This window comes from Rhizobium esperanzae (genome assembly GCF_014197615.1).
Taxonomy (GTDB): Bacteria; Pseudomonadota; Alphaproteobacteria; order Rhizobiales; family Rhizobiaceae; genus Rhizobium; species Rhizobium esperanzae_A.
Map to the genome: position 1 here is coordinate 1 of NZ_JACIFY010000024.1, position 20,255 is coordinate 20,255.

Consider the following 20,255-nt stretch of genomic DNA (forward strand, 5'->3'; position numbering starts at 1 on the left):
CCAGATAAGGCCTCTATTCGTCGCAAGATCAAGAAGGCTGGGTGGGATGATCAGTTCCTCATCTCTATCATCGCTCATATGCGATAGCCCTGCCTTGTGGGGGAGATGTCCGGCAGGACAGAGGGGGGTTCTCCGTGCCGCCAGGCAGACTAAGAGGCGTCACCCTCAACCTCTCGCATTCCTGTCTTCGGGCTTCGACCCGGACGGGCGATAACCATGCTTAGCCCGCCGGCTCCGGCGCCGGCCTCGTCAGCCGGAGGTCGAGAACGAGCGGCACGGTGAGCGCATAAACTGCGATGACCGACAGCCAGATCGCGCCCGGCCATTGCTGCCGGACGAGGAAATAGACGCTGGAGAAGCCGAGCGGTGCGATGATCGAGGCGAGGCTGACGGCCGACGCCAGCACGCCCTGGAATTGGCCCTGGCTGTTTTCATCGACCTGCCGGCTGGCGAGCGACTGCAGCGCCGGCACGCCGATGCCGCCGAGCGTGAAGACCGGCATGATCGCGAAGATCATCCAGCTCTTATCGGCAAAGGCCATGACGGCAAGCGCGGTCGAGACGCCGGCGACGCCCGTCAGGATCGCGCCGCGTTCGCCGAGCAGCCTGACCGCCGGCCCCGGCAGGAAGGCCTGGGCCAGTGCCTGGCAGAGGCCGAAGGCGCCGAGCGACAGGCCGATCGACAGCCCGTCCCAGTGGAAAGCGTCGCTGCCCCAGAGCGCCCAGCAGGTGCCGTAGGCCTCGCCGGTGGCGCTGAAGATGAAGAAGATGAGGATGACCGGCAGCAGGCTTTTGACCTCCAGCACCGAGCGCAGCGGCCTGAGCGGATTGAGGGCGGCGAGATCGATCTTCTCACGGCTGCCGGCGCGCGATTCCGGCAGGACGAAGAAGGCAAGCAGCAGGTTGGCGCCATTGAGCACGGCCGCCGCGATGAAGGGCAGCCGCAGCCCGTAATCGCCGAGCACGCCGCCGGCGACCGGCCCGACGATGAAGCCGAGCCCGAACATGGCGTTGAAAAGGCCGAAGCGGCGGGCCCGCGTCTCCTCCGGGGAAATGTCGGTGATATAGGCAGTCGCCACCGACATGTTGGCGCTGGTCAGCCCGGCGATGGCGCGGCCGAGAAACAGCGTCGCGAGATTGGGCGCGAAGGCGAGGAAGAGATAGTTGACGGCGGCGCCGGCGAGCGAAATCAGCAGCACCGGCCGGCGGCCGAGCCGATCGCTCAGCGCCCCGAGCACCGGTGCGAAGAGGAACTGCATGACCGCGTAAAGAGCGGTCAGCGCGCCGATGGAGGGGGCGACGTTTTCGGCATGGGTGACATCGCGCAACAGCGACGGCAGGATCGGGAAAATCAGGCCGATGCCGACGGCATCGAGAATGATGGCGGTGAAAATGACGATAAGGGATCTGGTCATGGTGCGTTCCGGGGTCGACGCAAGCCTGCAGCGCCCGGCGGAACGGTTCCCGCCTTCATCAAAGCGCGAAACGATTCCAGCCTTTGTGACGGCGCTATTCCCCCGGAAACACCAGGAGAATGGCTCGGGCACGCCGATGGCTCACGATGACGCCTGACACTGTCAGGACTTTGGTTTCTGGGAGGTGCTGGCCGAACCATGGCTGAAGCGCATGGATGGCGTGTACTCGACCGCCTGGACGACCATTCGTCCACCTGTTTACTCCGCCACTGAGCGGATCAAGGGAGGCAGCCGCTTTTCGCGACGGGCAATTCATACGCCGGATGGCCGCAGGCGGCAAGCCCCTTTTGCGGGAGCGAGGAGGCAGCCTCGACATGGCATGGGCAGAGGGGGGCGCGTCCCGCCACAACCTAAAAAAGCACCGTTCACCGGCCTCTCGCGAGGGCTGACCAAAACAAAACAGGCGGCACATCGGCCGCCTGTCTTCGCATCTCGGACAAACTGCCCGTTATTTCTGTTCGGGCGCCAGGAACTCGGCGCAATAGGACGGGCCGTCGACGCCCGGAATGTCGGCGACGGTGCGGATGTCGCGGATCGTGTAATCGGAGCTGGTGGTGATTTCGGCCTGGCAGCGCAGATAGGCGGTGCGGGCGGCGGAAATCTGCTTGCCGCGCTTGCCGTCGGCGCCTTCGGCGTATTTTGCCGGAATGCGCACGGTCTTGTAGCCGCCGCGCCAGGTATAGACGGTGGTGGCGCCTTGCTCGCTGTCGCTGATCGGCGGCCCGTAGGCGGCAAAGAAGATGCCGGCCGATTTGCCGACCCAGCGGGCCTCGATCGGATTGCCGGCGGAAGGAATGGTCGTGCATCCGGCAAGCCCAATTGCAAGCCCGGCCGCGGTCATCGTGCGGAATTTCATCGTGTCGTCCCTGATCTCTAGCGCATTGGCTGCGACGCCGCTTCTGCCGCGGTTTCGCCTGTCCCGTCGAGCCCTTTAGCGCGGAACCCGGCAAAAGAAAATTGCCCCTGTGGCACTTCCGGACGATTTGCTCCGGGTGTGTCTTTTTGCTGCAGCAGCCCATCGCCGGCCCTGTCATCAACCCGTCAAAAATTCCGCCGATTTTTTGGAATTTGGTGCTTGTGCAACCAGATAGGCTGTTCTATAGAAGCGCCGCTGGTCACGGAGTGTAGCGCAGTCTGGTAGCGCACCACGTTCGGGACGTGGGGGTCGAGTGTTCGAATCACTCCACTCCGACCAGCCGTAACCATCGGTAATTATTGCCGAAAATCATGGTTGCCGATGTTTCCCGAAATTTTCCATCCAATGAAATACCTGACGATACGTCTCGGCTGGTAACGATCCTGTCGTTCATGCGTAGTCGTGAAAAGCTGGTACGCAAACGAGCCTTGCGCAGCTTTCGTGAGGCTGTGAATAATTTCGTCCCACATCTTCGCCGCCTCTGAGATCGATTCGTCCATGCGCCACAGAGCTGGCTCGGATTGTCTGAACAATTTCGGGCACTTTGCTTAGTGGTTTCCGGCGCCATTTATGCCGCGAGTGGGATTGCTTGCACCTTTTGCCCCGCCAGGGAAAAAACATAGAGCTGCCAATAACCGTCATTGGCGCTTCGCGGGACGTTATAACCATTGCTGGCCTGTCGCGTTCGTCCCCGCGTGGACGGAACTGCTTTCATAGTTGGGCGTTTTTGTCAGTTAGTCGGGTACTGCTGGCATTCCGCCGGCACTGCCGAATGGGAGAAAAATCATGAGAACGATATTGATCGCGATAGGTGCGTTAACTGCTTTAGCCGGGTCTGCTTTTGCGGCCGAGCCTGCCAAGATGGTGGACACGAAAATGGGCAAGGTCCTGGCTACTGAAAAGGGCATGGTCCTTTACACCTTCGACAAAGATACAAACGGCAAATCCAACTGCGATAAGGATTGCCTGAAGAAGTGGCCGGCGTTCCACGCCGGAGCCAAGGCCAAGGCAGAAGGCGAATGGACTCTCGTCAAAGCTGCGGATGGCAAAGAGATGTGGGCCTACGAGGGCAAGCCGCTCTACACCTATGTCGAGGATAAGAAGGCCGGAGAAGCCAACGGCGATGGCGTTGGGGGTGTTTGGCACGCGGCCAAATAGCTGAACCGGCGACCGTTTGAACGGGCGGTCGTCGGATCGCCTTGAACGGCAAGCCCCAGAAGCCGCGGCCGATGCAACCTGCGGCGCTGTGCTGCGATCTCAGCCGCCGACCGTGATTTCACCATCGGCAACACGTTTGACAAATATCTTCAAACCTTCATGCCTGAGTTTCTTCCAGCCGCCGTCGGAGACCATTGATTTAGCCAGATCGGCAAACCCCTCGGTAAGGTAGGGAACCTGCGATGCCGGTCGTTTGCCGAGCGCTTGAACCAAGCAGTCGGTTCTTGGCGGGGACGAGAACGTGCTTCCGGAACGTTGCATGACGATCTCCAAATGATCTGTGCCGTCTGGAAATCGGATCGTCCCATAGCCGCACTTGGCCGCGGCATTCACTTCGGCCTTGGAGAGATTGTCTTGCAGAAGAAATGACAGCTGGCTGAAACTGTTCTCAGTGTAGTCGAACTGCCCCAGGATGATGAAGTCCAGTTCGTTCTGCCCCTTCTTGGCGCCTTTGATCTTGCCAAAGAAGTTGGAATTCACCCTGGTGTCTTTGCCTGTCTTCATGGCAAGCATTTCGCCCAGCTTGATATAGGTCCTCGGTTTTGACGAACCGTTTTCGGTGCCAGCCGCGGCGTTGCCTGAAGGCAGACTTGCGGTCTCCGGCCTGGCATAGGCGTCAGCGAAGGCTTGCAGCGTCGTCAGATTGAGCGCCTCAGGAAGCCCGCTCTCAAACTTGCGGCAAGAGAGTGCGGCCTGCCGTGTTGCCTTGTCAGGCTTGCCCTCGACATTCCCTGGCTTGCAGCCCAAAAGAACCAGTTGCTGTTGCAACGTCTTGAGCAAAACTGCTTGTTCGGCGGAATAGTCGCTGACACCGCGGGTCACACTGACATTGCGGACATCGATGCCGATACCATCCGGCTGCACCACGTCAAACTGGGACGTATGATGGTCATAGGTCTTCCATTCATTGCCCCAACCCATCATCACCGGGCCGAGAATGAAGTTGAATGATTTTGGGTCGCGGTTTGATTGCGGCTCGCACTCGTTCGATTCCCAGCAATGCGGAGCCTGGTTGGTTGCTTCACCTTCGGCGGCGTAGATCACCTTGTTGTCGCAGCTGGCCGTAACCCATCCGCTCTCATCGTTTGCCCATCGGATTTTCAGCGAGAATGTCGCCCATTTGCCGAAATCTCCCGGTTTTTGGCACTGGCGGGCGAGAAAGTTCACGCCGTTGCGCGTATCGGCTTTCAGCATGTAGATGAAATTGTGGATTGCCGGTCCTTCCCAGGACGCGAGGCGCAAATGGCTGTCCCAGCCATCGGGATAAAAGCCATTTGCGGAGTTGTTGTGCCAGCCCTTGTAGGCAAAAGTCGGATCGAGCCGGAAATCAGACTTGTATTCGACGCTTTCGCCAACCCTCATGTCTCGCATATAGCGAATCGTTGAGCGGACGTTGCCATTGCGGCAATCATTTTCGCCGCGTCCATCTCCATAGTCGACATTGGAACACTGGCGGTCGAATATCTCGAACCGGGTCACACCGTCCTTGACCTCCGGTCTGACCGATCCGTTGAATTTGTGGCGCTCGAAACCTTTGGGGAGCGGGTCGGCAGTCGCATCCGCGTGGGGCGCAAAAACCATAAGCGCGCCAACCGCCAGTCCAACTATGGGATTTTTCAGCATAACTCCCTCTCAGATTGTCTGATCGAGCGAGGCCAAAAGCGTTACGATCATAAGCGCGAGAAAAATCGGTTGGGTTCTCCGCTGTCCGTGCCCGTCTATCGTCCGGTCCGATGTCCTCCAACGATCGGCCACTCTCATGACGAGTGATCCTTCTTCGATCGGCTGACCGCAGTCATATTAGCTCTTTAGATCGCGAGTCCGGCCAGACGCCCGCAATTCATCGAGGGTCTTGTCAAGGCAATTTCCGCCTTCTGGGCTGCCTATTGCTTTGGCGTGCCCGTGCAAAGTGATGGTGCCCGCAATTCTCGCCGACCCGGCGTACGTCGCAACGCCATCCTGCGTTACGCGGGACAGTTGGAAGACGTGATAGGTGTCCTTAGTTTTGCAAACAATGACGAGTGGGAAATCTGCAAGCGGGTCCTGCGCGAAAGTTATTCCAGCGGAGGCGAACGCGACGAGAAAGCCAAAGATCAACGAGGGGATTGCGAAGGCTGGGTTCAATGGCGCGAATTTTCGATCTGACCTGGAAGTCATGGCTGATCCTTTTTAGCAAATTGAACGTCTCGGTTCTGGACCTATGCCGACGCCGCCTTCGCGTGTTCGAACGCCGGTCGTCAGCGACGATGTTGCTTCTGCCTACATCTTGAATGGCAATGAACAAGGATCATGACCGAAGCTTTGACTGAAAGGAAGTATGTTACGGTAAACACCCACCCCCATTAGTACTTAGAAAAATCTATCAAAGTGAAGCATCTTAGTATTTTTACATAGGTCTGCAGTCGGTTGAGAAGCGGGTAGATGTGCTTCTGGTCGAAAGCTTGAGAAACGGCCAGTGGGACTCCCTAAAGGGTAGTCGCCTGAACCAGATTCGCTACCCGCTTCCGAATCAACCGGAACGAGTCCCAAAGTGATTCGTTGAGTCGCGTTCCGTGTGAGATACTGGGCCATGAGCAAGCGACGACGCTTCAAACCGGTGAAGATCACCATCAATGGCAAGGTGCGGACGGTCTATAATGTCGTCCAGGCCGGCAACACTTTGCTGAACGATTGGCCCGAGCAGACGCCGGCGGCCAAGGTTGCCGAGCGGCTGGTGCTCGATGTCTTCAACGATGCCGCCGAGCCCGAGCAGGTGCGGCGAGCCTTCATCACTGCGGCCAAGGCGAGCGACATCAAGTTCAGCTCCTGAGCGGCGTTGGCAAACACCCCGGCTCACTTCCATGACACCTGCTCCTGGCGGCTGAGATCCTGATCCCTGAAGCGCGTCTCTATCCAGGCGGCCGAGATGAGGGCGGCGAGGAAGCCGAAGGCTAGGCAGGTGATCGCCTGCCTGCGCCATGACAGGAAGGTCACCGGCGCCGGGGTGAGAGGCTTTTCCGCGCATTCACCGGGTGGGCAGGCGCAGCCGGAAAAGGCCTTGATGATGCAATCGGCAGACATCGGCGTTTTCCTCAGGCGTAAAGCTGATCGTGATCGCTCATGCCCATGATCTCCCGGGCATAGCGGTAATGCGCCTCGACGGAGGCGCTCGCACCGCGCAGCCAGGACGGGCCGCGGACCGAATGTTCGGGACGGCGCAGGAAGGCGAAGCCGAGGGCGCCCATGCGCTGGGCCTCGATCGCCATATAGGCGCTGCATTCGCTGATCCCGCGCGCGCCGTTCCAGCGGGCGTCGCGCTTGCTCTCCTCGGTCTCGATATTGCGGATGTGCTGCATCGCCCTGTCCTCTGCCTGCCGGATCGGCTTGAGAAGAAAAGGTATATATAATACCCAATCACGTCAATCGTAAAAGGTATAAAAAATACCCCATAGATTGACGAGGTACGAATCATAGGCGTATGTCTGGATCCAGTGATTGGGCGACCGGGTGCAACTCCCGAGCTGACGAAGCCCAGCGGCGCGGGAAGCGAAAGTCCTTAAGTGCGCTGTCAGAAAATCAGGACGAGGGCGAAGCGAATGGCCCCTCTGGCACGTGTCCCATCCCGGCTCCGGCCTTCAGGACCCTGGCCAATGCTCTCCCGGCTTCATGGGCTTTGCTCATGGGGTAGGGGGAAGCTTTGGCCGGAACCCTCCCTCACCAGCCTTCAGGAGTGAAGACAGAGAGATAGAAATCAAAGCTATATCAAACTCTGATCCGCGAGAGAAAAAAGGCCGGTCATGCGCAATGAAATCGAAATCGCCGGCGACGTGATCGAGGCCGGCGATCACCACATTCTACGATCCGTAGGGGCGCTGCCGAGGGGCAGGTTGTTCGCAGCCATCTGCAATGCTGATGGCGATGGCGAAAATGTGCGACGGGGTCCGCTGTCTCGATGTCCCTCATGATCCTGGTCGCCGGATCGCGGGCGGGGAATCCTAGAGGCCGTACATCTCCCGCACGGCGCTGCAGGCCAGGAGAAACACCGCTGTCGTGACGATGGTAGACCAGAGCCTGCCGGCGCGTGAAGAAGGGCGGATCATGCTGTTTTCCCTGATGAAATAGATTTGATTCGCGGCATGGATGCCGAGCGCATGTCTACATTTCGATGATCGATCGGCGGACGCGGCCGACGATGGTGACGGCGCCCTGGAATTGCGGCGGCGGCACATCCTCGTAGGAAGCGGGCTGGAAGGGCGGGTCGTCGTTCGGGCGGTAGCGCTTGTAGGTGGCGGCCCCGGTTTCGTCGGCGACGACATAGAGCGCGTTCGGCGCCAGGCGCTTGTCGCGCAGATTGACGAAGATGATCGAACCCGGCGGCGAGATCTTGTTCATCGAATTGCCTTCGACCTCGAGCGCGATCCATTCGCCGTCGGGCAGATCGAGTGCGGCCACCGTCGGGAATTCCGAAAAGTCGGTGATCGGCGCCTGCTCGCTCAGCTGGCCGGCGCTGACCCAGGAGATCTTCGGCACGTCGGCGACGGCGACCGGCAGTTCATCGGGATCGAGCGCATTGCCGGTTCCGAACTGCAGCCAGTTGGGATTGACCTTGAAGGCGCGGGCATACTTCTTCGCATCGGCGATGCCGAAGCCGTTGCGGCCGGATTCGTGCGCCTTGTAGACGTTGACGTTCCAGCCGAGCCGATCGACGATCGCCTTCGGCCCGGCAAAGCCGGCGTTCTTCCTGGCCATGACCAGCCGCTTTGCGCGTTCTTCGCGCTCAAATTGTTCCTGATCTTTCAACATGATATAAATTATACCCTAAAAAAAGGTATATGTAATGCCCTATTGCGCTTGACAGTTCGGGTATTAATTGTACCCTAACGCCCATGACACAAAGCGAAATCATCCAGAACGGGCCGGGCCTTTCCGGCGAGATCCGGCGCTACGGCGCCCGCTACAGCGGTTGCCCGATCTGCGCCAAGGCGCTGTCGATCGCCGAGGTGATCGAGCGCCACTGCGAGGCCTGCGGCCGGCCGACACGCCCGAAAGAGATGCGGGAGATCTTGCCCGGCGTCTCTGCCATCACCGATCCCGACGGCGTCACCCCTCCCTGACGGCGATCGGCGGCCGGCGTCGCTGCCCTCCCTCGGCGACGCCGGCATCTTAATCCCTGCTTCTGCGGCCCAACCTGCTTCGGCGGGAATGACGAGCCGCGCTCGAAATCGAAAAGAAGGATGAAACGATGAGCATCCCCGCCAAAACAGCGCCAGCGCAGTGCGAAGACGCTCGCATGAGCGCCCTCGAGCTTTTCCGCACCGGCCGGGACTATATCGAAATCTCGGCCATCCTCGGAATGTCGGTGCCGTCGGTGGAAAGCGAGATCCACCGGCTGCGGAGCGCCGAGAAGGGCGACACCGCGGGGCAGGATCATGCCGGTGCGGAGCCCCGCCGGTTTCCCCGCCGTCCGCTCAAGCCGGGCACGCCGGTCAATTTTGCCGGCGTCCGGCGGCGGGTTTGAGGCCGGCCACCCCGGCCAGAAAGGAAAACGCATGGCGAAGCGAACAATGGCCAAGGAAACAATGGACAGGGACATCATGGACATCCTCAGCCCGGTGCTGGGGGAGGAGCTGGCGGCGGCCGTCATCGAACATCGCAAGCGCACGCTGAGGCGGCCGCTGACGGCTTACGCAGCCCGGATCCAGGCCAGGGAATATCTGCTGACCGGCGATCCGGCCGGTGCTGCCGAAATGCAGATCTTCCGCGGCTGGCAGGCGATCAAATGCGACTGGTACCTCAAGGAGAAGGCGCGGGAGGCCCAGTCGATCAACAGCAGCACGAGAAGGACGACAGTCGATGCCGCAAGAGATTTCCTCTCCGGTGAAGATCATAGCGGGGATGCTTTCGGGTTTCCCGGCATCATCAGCCACTGATCCCGACATGCAGATCCGCGCCTATCTGCTGGCCGTCGACGGCATCCCGCTGGAGGCGGTCTGGCAGGCCGCCAAACTCTTCATCTCCGGAAAGGTCAAGAACCATAACCGCGCCTTCGCCCCGAGCTGCGCCAGTTTCGCCGAGCAGTGCCGCCGTCAGCAGGCGGCAATCGAAGCACAAAGCCGCCAGCGCCCCGAGCGGCAGCAGGAGGCGCCGCAGCCGAAAGTCGCGGCCTACAAGATGCAGCTGCTGCGCGACGCGGCGAACGGCAGCCGCAACGCCCGGCGGGAACTGGCGAAGATGTTTCCCGACAACCCGATCATTGCAAAAGCCGCACGGCACGAGGAGGCATTGAGGTGAGAGGTCTATTCTGGACGGAAGACAAGATCGTCAAGGCGCAGACGCTCTGGCAGGAGGGCCTCTCGGCACGAGAGATCGCCAACCTGTTCGGATCGAAGAAGAACACCGTCATCAACATGGCGCGCCGCAACCGCGACAGGTTCCCCGCCAGGCAGGATGCCAGGCATGCGCTGCCCGAGACGTGCGAGGCGAAAGCGCCGATCCGCCATCCCGACCGGGTCACGCGGGTGACGCTGTCGGGTGCGCATGTGACGATGCCGCGCGTGCCCTGCATCGACGGGCCGGCATCATGAGCCCGGCCGTCAAAAGCAACGTCAGCCCGCGCGAAACCGAAATCATCGGCTGGATGGCGGCGGGAAAGACCGCCGCCGAGATCGGCACCATTCTCGGCATATCGCCGATCACGGTGAACACGCATATCGCCAACGCCAAGGCGAGGCTCGGCGTCTTTAGGGATACCGCACTTGTCGCCGCAGCACTTCGCAACGGCATCATTCGATAGAAGGACAATCAGCATGGGTGGCAAAGCAGCCAAGGTTAAGACACAACGGGCAAACAAGGGCGCCGGCCGGCCGCGCAAGGCCAATGTCGAGCGTTTTCCCTGCGGCAAGATCAAGCCTTTCGAAACCGAGAAGGACAATATCAGTGTCGCGATATCGGCCCGCCGCCGCATCCATGGCTTCGGCCGGACGGTGAGCGACGAGACGGTCAAAAGCCCATTCGCCGGTTATACGCTGGGGCGCATGTTCCTCGACGGCCTGATCACCGCCGAGCAGCGCCAGGCCGGCGACGACTATGCCGAGGCGATGGCCCGCTATCACAAGACCACCGGCATCCCGGCCCCGAGCCCCAGGGCACAGTCGCTCTTCGCCGTCAAAGGCCACGAAGGCGACGTGACCGACAGCCTCGCCGACCGCGCCCGCAAGGCCAGCAACCGCATGATGGCGCTGCAGGCCATCCTGCTGCGCTGCCAGGACGGCCCGCAGGTCAGAAGCACGGTCTATAACGTCACGGTGATGGACTACGAACATCTGCGCCAGATGCCGCCGCAGCAACTGTTGTGGCTGCGGCGCGGATTGACGGCGCTGCGGGGGGCGAAGGGCGGGTGATCGAGTGGGGCAGGGCTGCCAAGGCGCCTGGTGGCAAGGCTTCCGATGATCTCTTCGACCTCGAATGATCGCATTTTACGACGGAGCGAGTTTCGCCCCTTCCTCCATCCGCCTCGCTATCTGTCTCCCAAGCCCACCCCACTCTCCGTCCTCCTCGGGCTTGACCCGAGGACCCATGCTGGCCTCGATCTCATTTCCTCAGGCTGGGCTGCGAAGACCGTCAGCGTCGTCCGAACAGCGAGCCTTCAAGTTATTGGCCACTGACAGATAATAGTTTCGAGCAGTCGCGTTCATCTGGCGCTCTCCCAGCTCGCGCAGCGCCTTCATCTTGACTGTCATCGCCGCACGGTTGCCAGGCGTGAGGTCGAGCAGATAGTCCGCTTGTTCTGCGGCCCACTGAAACTCACCGGCTGCGAGCGCCGCTTCAGCACTTTCGAGCATTTTGGCGGAGCCGCCCGACATCGCCACAAGTTTTCCCGCTCGCTCTTTGGCAGGAAGGGGCCAAATGTTGGTTGGGTTGCCATCGAACCAGCCTGCATTCTGGCAGTAAATGCCACGGACCGACCACGACACGGTCCCATAAAATTCTTGTAGATAGGGATGCTGCGCCAGTTCTTCAGGAAGCTTGATTTGCTGCACCAGCTCGTCAGGGGTCATACCCTTGGCAATGCCTTCCATCGTCTTTTCGTACACGAACTTAATCGCATCCCGATAAGCCGTAAATGCGTTTCGAGCCTCGGCCGCATTCGCGATTACCCCCATGTGGCCGGGTACGATAAAATCCGGTTCGAGCGAGAGCAGCTTGTCCAGGCTTTCGATCCACTTATCGACCGGGCGCGTCGGCAGGCCGCGCAATGGAGCGATATTCGGAAAAGTCTTCAGCAAGACATCGCCGGCGATGAGCAGCTTTTTCTCTGGAAGCCATACCGAAATGTTGTCGTCCGCTTCTCCGGGTGTCGAAATCAATTGAAGTGCGATACCTGCGATAGTGATAGGTTCCTCATCACCATCGAATGTATTGGTCGGCGGCAAAAAGCCTTGGCGGGTATGGCGCGTCGTCCTGCCGTATTCCAGCTGCGTGCCGGCATTGATGAAATCTTCGGCGGGAAGATGCATGCCGAAGGCATCGCCGCCATCGCGCTGACCGCGACCCATGCTGGGTGTCGCAGAACGCAAAAGCTCGTGGCTATAAATTCCTGGGCTTTCATCACCCGCGAACACGGTCGCACCGCCCGTATGGTCGGGGTGATTATGGGTATAGATGATCGCCTTGACGGGACGAACGAGGTGAGAACCAAACGCCTCTATGATGGCCTTGGCATCGACAGGATTCGCGGCGGTATCAACGACAATCGAGCCTTCCCGGCCGGCGATCAGGGTGACGTTGCTCGCCGAGTAGCCGATGGCGACATATACCCCCTCAGTGACGTGGACGACGCGTGGCCGAAATTCCTCCGAATGGGCAATCAGCTTCTCCCTGCCGGTGAACTCGTCTTGAGAGCCGGTTTGGAGTGTAGGTTTAATCGTCATGGCATCCCGTTTCCGTCTGTCGTAACGAAGGCATCTTACTCATCGAGGGCCTGAGGTCGAGAACTTCATGGCTGATGAAGCCTTTGGCGACTGCTGGACGATTCCACGGCAGGAGGCCGCAACCGGGCTCCGCTTGTGGCCGCTCTTTGCCGGTGAGCTCACCCCACCCTCCGTCGTCCTCGGGCTTGACCGGAGGACTCACACCGGCATCCATCAGGAGCGGGCGTAGGTCCCAGGCTCAAGGCCTGGGATGACGGAGGTCGGGGCGGGTGTTCTCGCCGGACGTGGCAGGGCTAAGCCCGAATGGAACTTCACCGGTCCGCGCTACGTCAGGCAAACCGGAATGTGCCGGTCCGCCATCCAAAATTGGTGGTTCCACAAACGAGAGATTGCAGCTAAAAATTGCAACGGATGAGAAAATCCGGGAGCAGGATGCGCTACGTTTGGGTGATGATCGGGGCCGTCTGTCTCGTTTACGCCGCCTGGCATGCGGCGATGGTGCGGTCGACCACTATTCGGCTTGGGCCTGCTGGCTATCAGTTGACCTGCAACTGCCTGAGCCTGCAGTTCAGCCGCGCTGGCATGTCGCTGCTCTTGTCAATTCCACTGGTTGTGTGCGCCTTCCCGCCGAGGAGTATCATGTACAGATTGATTGTTTTTGCAGTGATCACGATCGCGGCCGGTTCCGCCTATGCGAGCGAGGTTCCGTTTTTCGCCAGTCCTGATGTGCCCGACTATACCGCAAAGATGATCACGCGTGACGCCTATGGCGCCAAAGGGGACCGCCAGCGGGTCGTCCAGCATCACAACGGCTGGACACGTGTTGAAGAGCAAGGAAACGAAGAAACGAACCTTTCTTACGGACATTTCTTCAAGAACGTGGTTCTGAGGGCGACCAGGAGGAATGGTGAAATCTCGTCATTTGAGGTCAGGCAGGTCGAACCATCTCAAGATTATGACGGCATCACGGAAGTCAGGGAAACGGATGATGTCGAGACCGTCGGCGGTGAGCAGTGTCGCTGGCGGCAGATCGTCCGGCGCATGGACAGGGACAAGACCAGTCCCAGTGAATTGACTTGCCTGACCGAGGACGGAATAGAGATCGCGACGAAAGTCCTTTTCTCCAGCGGGGAGGTCATGTCCGAGACGCGGCTGACGGATCTGCGGCGCGGGCCTGTGCCGGAAGCGGTGGTACGACCGCCTATGCAGCTTCTCGAAGCCGGGACCTGGCTCGCGCCCTTGCCACGTTACGACGATTACACCCCAAATCCCGGAGATTTCGAGGCGGAGCTGGTTAGCCACAGATCCAAGGAGAGGCTGTTGCGTCATTATCCCTGGTGGCTCCGACAGCGCGACCGTGGAGATGGATCGATCCTGATCACCGTCTGGAACGAGCTTGAAGACCAGGGGCTTCAATATTCCGCATCCAAGGGGGAACGCATGTTCGAAGCTGTCCGCTCCTCCTCGATTCTCTCGCCGAAGTTCAGGAGATTCGACGAGGTTTATGGGATGGTCGACTTGAGAGAGCAGGATCGGCTGCTCGGCGAGGACTGCGCGTGGTATGACCGGACACCGAATATGGCTGATGGTGGTCTAAGGCAATGCCTGACTTCGGACGGCATACCGCTGATTGACGCCCACTTGTCTGGCTGGGGAGACGGCGAGGGATTCAAGATAGTGACGCTGACGCGCCGGCCGGTGGGTGTGGATGAAATGCAGCCACCCCGTGATTACCTCGAGCCTGCTGCGTGGGGCTTCAGCCCTCCATACTAAAGCGCGTCGCGATCTTTCAGATTCGCTCTTAGCGCTTTAGGTCTTTGTTTTCCGCATGTCGTTATCGCAAAACCGCTGCACACTTTTGCGCCACATGCTCTAGGGATGGGGATATCATCTGCCGCCGGGCTCGGGGCCATCAGCTCGATCAGATGTGCCTTCCGGGCCGAGACTACGCCTTGCCCAAATGCTTCGGCCAGAACGCCCGATGCACCTCGGCAGCTTCGTCTTCGAGGGTGGGGCCGACCACGGTGACGGTGCGGGCGCCGGTTTGCAGCACTGCCCGGCTCGGCACGTTCAGGCCGATCCCGGCGATCTCGCCGAGCCGCGCTTCCGAGCAGGCAAACACCATGCGCCCGATCCCCGACCAGTAAATCGCCCCGGAGCACATCGCGCAGGGCTCGGTGCTGGTGTAGAGCGTGCAACCGGCGAGGAAGGCGGTGTCGTAGTGCTGCGCCGCCAGTTTGATCAGGTTCATCTCGGCGTGGTTGGTCATGTCGTGGCCGGTGAAGACGCTGTTTTCGGCGCGCAGGTGACGTCGCCGTCCTTCACCAGCACCGAGCCGAAGGGTTCGTCGCCTCGTTCCATCGCGGATTTCGAGAGGGCAATCGCCTCACGCAAAAACGGCTCGTGGTTTTCCATCAGCGCCTCCCCGAAAGCTCACAGCTAGAGCGCCACGATTTTGTCTTGAATCGGAGAGATTTCCAAGGGGCCGCAGATCCGTTTCGGCCTCACGCAATCAAGGCGGAATAGATGGGATTATTCATAAGGAAAGACCGATGCTGAGAGCGTTCCCGAATCCGCAGATGCGACTATGTGTCAAAGCAATCCTTGCTCTATTGATCATTGGTCTAAGGCCAGCCGCCGGGATGTCTCCATGCCCTCCCCAGAATGAACTGCTGGCGAAGGCGAAGACGGTGGTTGAGGCGCGGGTAAAATCGCTGTCGATTGGCGAATCCGGTTTGCTGGTGACGGAAGGGGCTCCCACACGCATGATACGGGTGGATTTGGAGATCAAAAGAGTCATCAAAGGCAAGTACCCTGGAAAGGAGGCAATCGTCTACGGCACCGTGTATCCTCCAGGGCCACTAAAGGAATTGACCATGATGGCGTTGATTGGCGGGCTCGGTGGCGACGACGCCTTCGAATGGGAGCTCGCGCGTCGAGAGATAGGTGATGGAGCGGCGTTCTTTTCGATGAGTAGCTGCAGCTATTACAAATTTCCGGCTTATAACGCTGGTCCCGACTGATCGATCTCATCCACGATTCTCTCCGTAAAGCTCCTTCCTCGCCTTGAATTTTGGCGCCAAAGAATTGGCCGACAGCTCGCACTAAGGGCGCTTAAGAAGGCGTGCCGTGCAGCCGGCGGCCGCATTGCCGATGCGGATCTCGCCCAATATTCAGGGTTTGGGCACCAGGCCGTCGAGCAGGAAGTCGAGACCCTTGCTGAAGGCGCCGTCCCAGTCATTGTCCATCAGCAGGCGAGAGCGTTCGATCGTCGGGTAGTGTTGGCTGAGATCGGTGAGGCGCTGCTGGGCGGCGGCTCTGTCGGCGTCGGAGAGGTCGAAGCTTGCCCGGGTGGTGGTGGCGCCGATCACATAGTTCCAGAGCGACCATATCGCGACGTTCAAATCCGCGTCCGCCACACCGGCGCTGGACAGGGTGCGGCTCAGCCGTTCCAGACGGGAGAGGATGTTCGGGCCGAGCGCCCGGCGCGGCAGCAGCGCCGCCGACCAGGGATGGCGCAGCATGCCGGCGCGCCAGTCTGTCAGCATATGAACGATTTGCCCGCGCCAGTCGTCAGGCGCATCCACTTGCGCCGGGCCGCGATATTCGAGCACCGAATCGAGCGCCAGATCAAGGACTTCGTCCTTGTTGCCGACGTGCCAGTAGAGGCTCATCGCGCCCGAGCCGAGGCGATCGGCCAGCCGGCGCATCTTCAATCCGTCCAGCCCTTCGCTGTCCAGCAGTTCGACCGCGGTCGCCACGATCCGTGGCAGGGACAGCGGCTGTTCACCGCGCGGCTCCCGCCCGGAGGGCGGCGAGGGCGCTTTCCGTTGAGACCGTTTGCTCTCAGCGCCACTGCCTTTGGCTGCCATGCGTTTTTCTGAAGCGCTTGGCATCACCGTGATGGATGCGAGGCGCTTTCGCCTTTTGTTTTCATGCATGTCGTGATCGCGGGACAGACGTCCCGATGGCATGCTGGTGCTGATCGGAATGTCGATTTAAGCCGACAATGCGATGAATGTCGATCCTGGCCGATTGACTCGTACGCTGTACGATGCAACTTAATCGTACAGCGTACGAGTCAATCACGCGAGCGACGAGAAAATCATGTCACGCACCATCAACCATCTGCTTATCGGAGGACTGATCATCATGGGCATTGCAATTCCCACCGCGACGACAGCCAATGAGGCCGGTCTCAAGCTGGAAATCGTCAATCCGAAAACCCTCTACGACCCCACGCCGAATGGCTACAGCACGGCAGTGATCGTGCCGCGGCAGGCGCGTCTCGCCTATATATCGGGGCAGGGCGGCCAGGACGCCACCGGCGCCTTGTCGCCCGACTTCGCCGTCCAGGTCAGGCAGGCCTACGCCAATTTGCGCACCGCCCTCGATGCGCTGGGCGCCAGGCCGGATCAGGTCGCCAAGCTGACGGTCTTCGTGGTCGATCACGATATGTCGAAGCTCAAGGTGTTGACCCGCAACGTCCAGGAGATGTTCGGCGCCGCACTGCCGGCGCAGACCCTGATCCCGGTTCCCAAGCTTGCCATCGACCCGATGCTTTTCGAAGTCGAAGCCGTCGTCATTCTGGAATAGTGGTCTGGAGTAGCGGGGGCTGTAGCTGAGGCGGCCCGCCCGCGGCACCTTACGAAAATGTATAATCCGGGCGAGGTCCCGGTGAGATTTGGGGCGCAGGCTTGGCGCAGTCATTTGCCAAGTCGAGGCCAGTTCTCATGAATATGCGTGCCACACCTGCCGCGCTTCTGCCGGCACTCCATCCGGTCAGCCTGCGGCTCGATACCTATCTGATCAATCTCGACCGGGCGCCGTTGCGCCGGTTTCGCATGGAACGGCTGCTGACGGATTTCGGCCTTGCCTTCGAGCGGGTGGCGGCGGTCGATGGCGCGGGGCTGAGCCTGCCGCATCCGGGCTTCGACGAGGCGGCCTATCTCAGCCGGCACGGCCGCCGGCCGAACCCTTTCGAGATCGGCTGTTATCTCAGCCACGTCGAATGCGCCAAACGCTTCCTCGCCGGCAATGCCGAATTCGCGCTCATTCTGGAAGACGATCTCGACTTCGATGACGATCTGACCGAGCTGCTCGAAGCCGCCCTCGAACACCACGAGCGCTGGGATATATTGCGGCTCTCCACCGTCAATTCAGGGAAAAAGCACAGGGTGGAGCCGCTGACGGCGTCGCGCTCGCTGGCCATCGCGCTGACCCGCGAGAAGGGGTCCGGCGCCTATCTCATCAACCGCAAGGCGGCAGGATGGATTACCGGCGCGCTTTTGCCCATGCGCCTGCCCTATGATCTCGCCTTCGATCTGGAGTTCGATGCAGGGCTGAACGCCTGTTTCGTCGATCCGCTGCCGGTCAGCCAGAGGGCGGATGGTCATTCTCACATCCAGCTGGGCCTTTCGGCCTACCGGCTTGGCCGCCGCCGGCCGTGGAGCGTTTTGCCCTATCGCACGGCGGCCGAACTGCGCCGGTTTACGCGCCGCTTCCGCCGTCTCGCCGCCTTGCGGATGAGCGGTCGGGACGTCTCCTCCGAGACCGGCGATTAGGAGGTCTCGGAGGGAAGCAGCGGAAAAGCGATCGAGAGGGTGAGGCCGGGGTGATTGTCGGCCATGCTGATCTCGGCCGAATGCAGGTCGGCGATCGCCTTGACGAGGCTGAGCCCGAGCCCGCTTCCGGGCGTCGTGCGGCTCTTGTCGAGCCGGTAGAGACGCCGGAAAACCTTGTCCCTTTCGCCGGCGGGAATGCCGGGGCCGGTATCGGCGACCGAGACGATGGCGCGACCGCCCCGGCAGCGGAGCGCAACCGTGATATCGGTGCCGGCAGGGCAGTGGTTGATCGCATTCTCCACCAGGTTGGCGATCATCTGCGTCAGCAGATCGCGATCGCCGCGGATGAGCGCCGGGCAGCGCTCCGTGATCCTCAGCGATTTCAGCGCATCTTCGGCGACATCGACATAGACCTCGGAAATGACGGCGAGCACGGCGTCGATATCGGTTGCCTGGAACCGTTCCTTGCGGGCGCCGGCCTCGATCTGCGAGATGCGCAGCAGCGCCTCGAAGGTGGCGTTGATCCGGTCACTCTCCTGCCTCGCCTCGTCGAGAAGGGGCGAAACGTCAGCCTGCCGGTCATTTCCCGCCACCGCGGCATCGAGCGTCAGCCGCAGCCTGTTGAGCGGCGTCTTGAGATCGTGGGCGATATCGGCGCTCACCTGCCGCATGCTCTCGACCAGTGTCTGCAGCCGCTCCAGCGCTGCGTTGATCTGGACCGCCACCGTGTCGAGATCGTCGCCATTGCCGCTGACCGGAATGCGGGCGTCGAGCGCGCCGTGCGAGACCTCGTTCATGGTCAGCGCCACCCTGTCCAGCCGCGCCTGGGCGCGAACGGCGAGAAACACACCGCCGCCGATCGCCGTCGCCACAACGATCGCGCCGGCCCATTCGAAACTGACCAGCACGATCCGCAGCATCTCGTCGACATCGTTGAAGTTTTCGGCGACCACCAGGCTGTAGGGGCCGATCGTCGACACCTGCATCCGGTAGCGTTCATGCCCCTTCAGCCCGACATCGCGCGAGGTGACGGTATAGACGCCGTTCTGGATCGGCGGCGCGGCAAAATTGCCGGCGAGTTTTTTGCCGGCATGGTCGGTCAGCGAATAAAGCCCGTCGGAGGTCGACTGGAAGCTCGCATAATTGTTCAGCGTGTTGACGAGATCTCCGGTGTCGCCGGGCTCGTAGGTCGAAACGATCAGCGAATGCATCTCGGTGAGCGACTGTTCGAGATCGCGTGAGAGGCCGAGGCTGAGCATGTGATAGATGATCGCGCCGCTCAAAAAGAAGGTGACGACGAAGAGCACGCCGAAGGTGACGGCAAGCCGGAACGGCGTGCTCCGGCGCAGGCTGGAGAACGATGCCGAAAGATGGGTGCGGCCCGAGATCATCCTGTTCAGCGCGGCGCGTGCAGGCTGTAGCCGGTGTTGCGCACCGTATGCAGCAACTGGGCCTGGAACGGCTTGTCGAGCTTGGCCCTGAGGCGGCTGATATGGGTTTCGACGACGCTGGTCTTCGGATCGAAGTGGAAATCCCAGACGCGCTCCAAGAGCATCGTCTTGGTGATCACCCGGCCTTCGCCGCGCATCAGCACCTCGAGCAGGGTGAACTCGCGCGGCTGCAGCTCGATCACCTGTCCGGCGCGGCGCGCCTCGCGCCGGATCAGATCGAGCTCGAGATCGGCAACCTTCAAGACCGTCCGCTGCTCCTGCACCGGCGGCCGGCGGCCGAGCGCATTGACGCGCGCCAGAAGCTCGGAGAAGGCAAAGGGTTTGGTGAGATAATCGTCGCCGCCCGCCTCCAGCCCCTCGACCCGATCGTCGACGCCGCCGACCGATGTCAGGAACAGCGCCGGCGCGCCGACCTTGGCAGCCCTCAGTGAACGCACGATCGCCAGCCCATCGAGGCCCGGCAGCATGCGATCGACGACGATGACGTCATAGGCCTCGCGCTGCGCCTGAAACAGCCCGTCGCGACCGTCGCCGATGACGTCGCAGACATGGCCGGCCTCGGAGAAGCCTTTGGCGACATAATCGGATGTCTTGGTATCGTCCTCGATAAGCAGGATTCGCATCGGCCCGATCGCTTTCGCCATGCCTGGAGCGATCAGATCTAACCGAGCGGGCAGCTTGGCCGCAACTTACGGATTGGTAAGGCGAGGGGGCAGTTCCCTC

The 20,255-nt window shown here is 60.9% G+C and carries 23 protein-coding genes, 1 tRNA gene and 1 pseudogene; 14 read left to right on the forward strand and 11 right to left on the reverse strand.

Annotated elements, in window-relative coordinates:
* Positions 1–220 precede the first annotated feature (220 nt).
* Together GGD57_RS25695 and GGD57_RS25700 are read right to left on the reverse strand one after the other, a co-directional pair.
* Positions 221–1,546: a TCR/Tet family MFS transporter gene (locus tag GGD57_RS25695; protein WP_348646000.1), complete on the reverse strand. Its 1,326-nt coding sequence runs from the start codon at positions 1,544–1,546 to the stop codon at positions 221–223.
* A gap of 376 nt (positions 1,547–1,922) precedes the next feature.
* Positions 1,923–2,330: a hypothetical protein gene (locus tag GGD57_RS25700; protein ID WP_085736509.1), complete on the reverse strand. Its 408-nt coding sequence runs from the start codon at positions 2,328–2,330 to the stop codon at positions 1,923–1,925.
* Positions 2,331–2,592: 262 nt separating this feature from the next.
* On the opposite strand from GGD57_RS25700, the gene GGD57_RS25705 reads away from it, so the two are divergent.
* Both GGD57_RS25705 and GGD57_RS25710 read left to right on the forward strand, forming a co-directional pair.
* Positions 2,593–2,669 (forward strand) — tRNA-Pro (locus tag GGD57_RS25705).
* Positions 2,670–3,176: 507 nt separating this feature from the next.
* Complete coding sequence (locus GGD57_RS25710; RefSeq protein WP_184473020.1) at positions 3,177–3,548, forward strand: COG4315 family predicted lipoprotein; 372 nt, start codon at positions 3,177–3,179, stop codon at positions 3,546–3,548.
* A gap of 99 nt (positions 3,549–3,647) precedes the next feature.
* Here the strand turns inward: GGD57_RS25710 and GGD57_RS25715 are convergent, their stop codons facing one another.
* Positions 3,648–5,231 (reverse strand): hypothetical protein, encoded by a 1,584-nt coding sequence (locus GGD57_RS25715; protein WP_184473021.1) that lies wholly within the window; start codon positions 5,229–5,231, stop codon positions 3,648–3,650.
* A gap of 946 nt (positions 5,232–6,177) precedes the next feature.
* On the opposite strand from GGD57_RS25715, the gene GGD57_RS25720 reads away from it, so the two are divergent.
* A complete protein-coding gene (locus GGD57_RS25720; protein ID WP_020048866.1) occupies positions 6,178–6,417 on the forward strand; it encodes a DUF982 domain-containing protein in 240 nt (79 codons plus the stop codon).
* A gap of 23 nt (positions 6,418–6,440) precedes the next feature.
* Here GGD57_RS25720 and GGD57_RS25725 read toward each other — a convergent pair whose 3' ends face one another.
* From GGD57_RS25725 to GGD57_RS25735, 3 genes are all read right to left on the reverse strand, one after another.
* Positions 6,441–6,668: a hypothetical protein gene (locus GGD57_RS25725; RefSeq protein ID WP_184473022.1), complete on the reverse strand. Its 228-nt coding sequence runs from the start codon at positions 6,666–6,668 to the stop codon at positions 6,441–6,443.
* An 11-nt stretch (positions 6,669–6,679) separates the two neighbouring features.
* Positions 6,680–6,943 carry a hypothetical protein gene (locus GGD57_RS25730; RefSeq protein ID WP_184473023.1) on the reverse strand — a complete coding sequence of 88 codons (264 nt, stop codon included), beginning with the start codon at positions 6,941–6,943 and terminating at the stop codon, positions 6,680–6,682.
* 799 nt (positions 6,944–7,742) lie between these two features.
* The gene (locus GGD57_RS25735) at positions 7,743–8,390 is read right to left on the reverse strand and encodes a S24 family peptidase (RefSeq protein ID WP_126909018.1); all 648 of its coding nucleotides are present in this window, start codon (positions 8,388–8,390) and stop codon (positions 7,743–7,745) included.
* An 83-nt stretch (positions 8,391–8,473) separates the two neighbouring features.
* Here GGD57_RS25735 and GGD57_RS25740 point away from each other — a divergent pair, with 83 nt between their 5' ends.
* The 7 genes from GGD57_RS25740 (at position 8,474) to GGD57_RS25770 (ending at position 10,987) form a co-directional block, all read left to right on the forward strand.
* Positions 8,474–8,701: a hypothetical protein gene (locus GGD57_RS25740; RefSeq protein ID WP_184473024.1), complete on the forward strand. Its 228-nt coding sequence runs from the start codon at positions 8,474–8,476 to the stop codon at positions 8,699–8,701.
* A 128-nt stretch (positions 8,702–8,829) separates the two neighbouring features.
* On the forward strand, positions 8,830–9,105 hold the full coding sequence (locus tag GGD57_RS25745; protein WP_184473025.1) for a sigma-70 family RNA polymerase sigma factor: 276 nt from the start codon (positions 8,830–8,832) through the stop codon (positions 9,103–9,105).
* 46 nt (positions 9,106–9,151) lie between these two features.
* The gene (locus GGD57_RS25750; protein ID WP_184473091.1) at positions 9,152–9,517 is read left to right on the forward strand and encodes a hypothetical protein; all 366 of its coding nucleotides are present in this window, start codon (positions 9,152–9,154) and stop codon (positions 9,515–9,517) included.
* Positions 9,483–9,878 (forward strand): hypothetical protein, encoded by a 396-nt coding sequence (locus GGD57_RS25755; RefSeq protein ID WP_184473026.1) that lies wholly within the window; start codon positions 9,483–9,485, stop codon positions 9,876–9,878. The genes GGD57_RS25750 and GGD57_RS25755 overlap by 35 nt, the downstream gene beginning before the upstream one ends.
* The gene (locus tag GGD57_RS25760; protein WP_184473027.1) at positions 9,875–10,171 is read left to right on the forward strand and encodes a GcrA cell cycle regulator; all 297 of its coding nucleotides are present in this window, start codon (positions 9,875–9,877) and stop codon (positions 10,169–10,171) included. The genes GGD57_RS25755 and GGD57_RS25760 overlap by 4 nt, the downstream gene beginning before the upstream one ends.
* The gene (locus GGD57_RS25765) at positions 10,168–10,380 is read left to right on the forward strand and encodes a response regulator transcription factor (protein ID WP_184473028.1); all 213 of its coding nucleotides are present in this window, start codon (positions 10,168–10,170) and stop codon (positions 10,378–10,380) included. The genes GGD57_RS25760 and GGD57_RS25765 overlap by 4 nt, the downstream gene beginning before the upstream one ends.
* A gap of 13 nt (positions 10,381–10,393) precedes the next feature.
* Positions 10,394–10,987, forward strand: a complete 594-nt coding sequence (locus GGD57_RS25770) for a hypothetical protein (protein WP_184473029.1) — start codon at positions 10,394–10,396, stop codon at positions 10,985–10,987.
* Between the two features lie 198 nt (positions 10,988–11,185).
* Here GGD57_RS25770 and GGD57_RS25775 read toward each other — a convergent pair whose 3' ends face one another.
* A complete protein-coding gene (locus tag GGD57_RS25775; protein ID WP_184473030.1) occupies positions 11,186–12,517 on the reverse strand; it encodes an alkyl/aryl-sulfatase in 1,332 nt (443 codons plus the stop codon).
* A 639-nt stretch (positions 12,518–13,156) separates the two neighbouring features.
* On the opposite strand from GGD57_RS25775, the gene GGD57_RS25780 reads away from it, so the two are divergent.
* Positions 13,157–14,290, forward strand: coding sequence for a hypothetical protein (locus GGD57_RS25780; protein WP_184473092.1), 1,134 nt, complete (start codon positions 13,157–13,159; stop codon positions 14,288–14,290).
* A gap of 172 nt (positions 14,291–14,462) precedes the next feature.
* Here GGD57_RS25780 and GGD57_RS25785 read toward each other — a convergent pair.
* A pseudogene (locus tag GGD57_RS25785) lies at positions 14,463–14,932 on the reverse strand (nucleoside deaminase).
* A gap of 137 nt (positions 14,933–15,069) precedes the next feature.
* On the opposite strand from GGD57_RS25785, the gene GGD57_RS25790 reads away from it, so the two are divergent.
* The gene (locus GGD57_RS25790; protein WP_184473031.1) at positions 15,070–15,540 is read left to right on the forward strand and encodes a hypothetical protein; all 471 of its coding nucleotides are present in this window, start codon (positions 15,070–15,072) and stop codon (positions 15,538–15,540) included.
* 150 nt (positions 15,541–15,690) lie between these two features.
* On the opposite strand, the gene GGD57_RS25795 is transcribed toward GGD57_RS25790, so the two are convergent.
* Positions 15,691–16,389, reverse strand: coding sequence for a TetR/AcrR family transcriptional regulator (locus GGD57_RS25795; protein ID WP_184473032.1), 699 nt, complete (start codon positions 16,387–16,389; stop codon positions 15,691–15,693).
* A gap of 235 nt (positions 16,390–16,624) precedes the next feature.
* On the opposite strand from GGD57_RS25795, the gene GGD57_RS25800 reads away from it, so the two are divergent.
* Both GGD57_RS25800 and GGD57_RS25805 read left to right on the forward strand, forming a co-directional pair.
* Positions 16,625–17,113: a RidA family protein gene (locus GGD57_RS25800; protein WP_184473033.1), complete on the forward strand. Its 489-nt coding sequence runs from the start codon at positions 16,625–16,627 to the stop codon at positions 17,111–17,113.
* A gap of 137 nt (positions 17,114–17,250) precedes the next feature.
* Entirely contained in the window at positions 17,251–18,081 is an 831-nt protein-coding gene (locus GGD57_RS25805; RefSeq protein WP_184473034.1) for a glycosyltransferase family 25 protein, read from the forward strand.
* Here the strand turns inward: GGD57_RS25805 and GGD57_RS25810 are convergent.
* Both GGD57_RS25810 and GGD57_RS25815 read right to left on the reverse strand, forming a co-directional pair.
* Positions 18,078–19,472, reverse strand: a complete 1,395-nt coding sequence (locus GGD57_RS25810; RefSeq protein ID WP_184473035.1) for a sensor histidine kinase — start codon at positions 19,470–19,472, stop codon at positions 18,078–18,080. The genes GGD57_RS25805 and GGD57_RS25810 overlap by 4 nt on opposite strands.
* Before the next feature lie 5 nt (positions 19,473–19,477).
* Positions 19,478–20,155 (reverse strand): winged helix-turn-helix domain-containing protein, encoded by a 678-nt coding sequence (locus GGD57_RS25815; RefSeq protein WP_184473036.1) that lies wholly within the window; start codon positions 20,153–20,155, stop codon positions 19,478–19,480.
* Between the last annotated feature and the right edge of the window lie 100 nt (positions 20,156–20,255).

Excerpts from the sequence above, each read along its gene's own strand:
- GGD57_RS25765 (WP_184473028.1), top strand. The coding sequence starts at position 10,168 with ATGAGCCCGGCCGTCAAAAGCAACGTCAGCCCGCGCGAAACCGAAATC.
- GGD57_RS25755 (WP_184473026.1), top strand. The coding sequence starts at position 9,483 with ATGCTTTCGGGTTTCCCGGCATCATCAGCCACTGATCCCGACATGCAG.
- GGD57_RS25740 (WP_184473024.1), top strand. The coding sequence starts at position 8,474 with ATGACACAAAGCGAAATCATCCAGAACGGGCCGGGCCTTTCCGGCGAG.
- GGD57_RS25725 (WP_184473022.1), bottom strand. The coding sequence starts at position 6,668 with ATGTCTGCCGATTGCATCATCAAGGCCTTTTCCGGCTGCGCCTGCCCA.
- GGD57_RS25815 (WP_184473036.1), bottom strand. The coding sequence starts at position 20,155 with ATGCGAATCCTGCTTATCGAGGACGATACCAAGACATCCGATTATGTC.
- GGD57_RS25790 (WP_184473031.1), top strand. The coding sequence starts at position 15,070 with ATGCTGAGAGCGTTCCCGAATCCGCAGATGCGACTATGTGTCAAAGCA.
- GGD57_RS25710 (WP_184473020.1), top strand. The coding sequence starts at position 3,177 with ATGAGAACGATATTGATCGCGATAGGTGCGTTAACTGCTTTAGCCGGG.
- GGD57_RS25800 (WP_184473033.1), top strand. The coding sequence starts at position 16,625 with ATGTCACGCACCATCAACCATCTGCTTATCGGAGGACTGATCATCATG.
- GGD57_RS25720 (WP_020048866.1), top strand. The coding sequence starts at position 6,178 with ATGAGCAAGCGACGACGCTTCAAACCGGTGAAGATCACCATCAATGGC.
- GGD57_RS25805 (WP_184473034.1), top strand. The coding sequence starts at position 17,251 with ATGAATATGCGTGCCACACCTGCCGCGCTTCTGCCGGCACTCCATCCG.
- GGD57_RS25745 (WP_184473025.1), top strand. The coding sequence starts at position 8,830 with ATGAGCATCCCCGCCAAAACAGCGCCAGCGCAGTGCGAAGACGCTCGC.
- GGD57_RS25795 (WP_184473032.1), bottom strand. The coding sequence starts at position 16,389 with ATGGCAGCCAAAGGCAGTGGCGCTGAGAGCAAACGGTCTCAACGGAAA.
- GGD57_RS25750 (WP_184473091.1), top strand. The coding sequence starts at position 9,152 with ATGGCCAAGGAAACAATGGACAGGGACATCATGGACATCCTCAGCCCG.
- GGD57_RS25780 (WP_184473092.1), top strand. The coding sequence starts at position 13,157 with ATGTACAGATTGATTGTTTTTGCAGTGATCACGATCGCGGCCGGTTCC.
- GGD57_RS25700 (WP_085736509.1), bottom strand. The coding sequence starts at position 2,330 with ATGAAATTCCGCACGATGACCGCGGCCGGGCTTGCAATTGGGCTTGCC.
- GGD57_RS25735 (WP_126909018.1), bottom strand. The coding sequence starts at position 8,390 with ATGTTGAAAGATCAGGAACAATTTGAGCGCGAAGAACGCGCAAAGCGG.
- GGD57_RS25730 (WP_184473023.1), bottom strand. The coding sequence starts at position 6,943 with ATGCAGCACATCCGCAATATCGAGACCGAGGAGAGCAAGCGCGACGCC.
- GGD57_RS25715 (WP_184473021.1), bottom strand. The coding sequence starts at position 5,231 with ATGCTGAAAAATCCCATAGTTGGACTGGCGGTTGGCGCGCTTATGGTT.
- GGD57_RS25770 (WP_184473029.1), top strand. The coding sequence starts at position 10,394 with ATGGGTGGCAAAGCAGCCAAGGTTAAGACACAACGGGCAAACAAGGGC.
- GGD57_RS25810 (WP_184473035.1), bottom strand. The coding sequence starts at position 19,472 with ATGATCTCGGGCCGCACCCATCTTTCGGCATCGTTCTCCAGCCTGCGC.
- GGD57_RS25775 (WP_184473030.1), bottom strand. The coding sequence starts at position 12,517 with ATGACGATTAAACCTACACTCCAAACCGGCTCTCAAGACGAGTTCACC.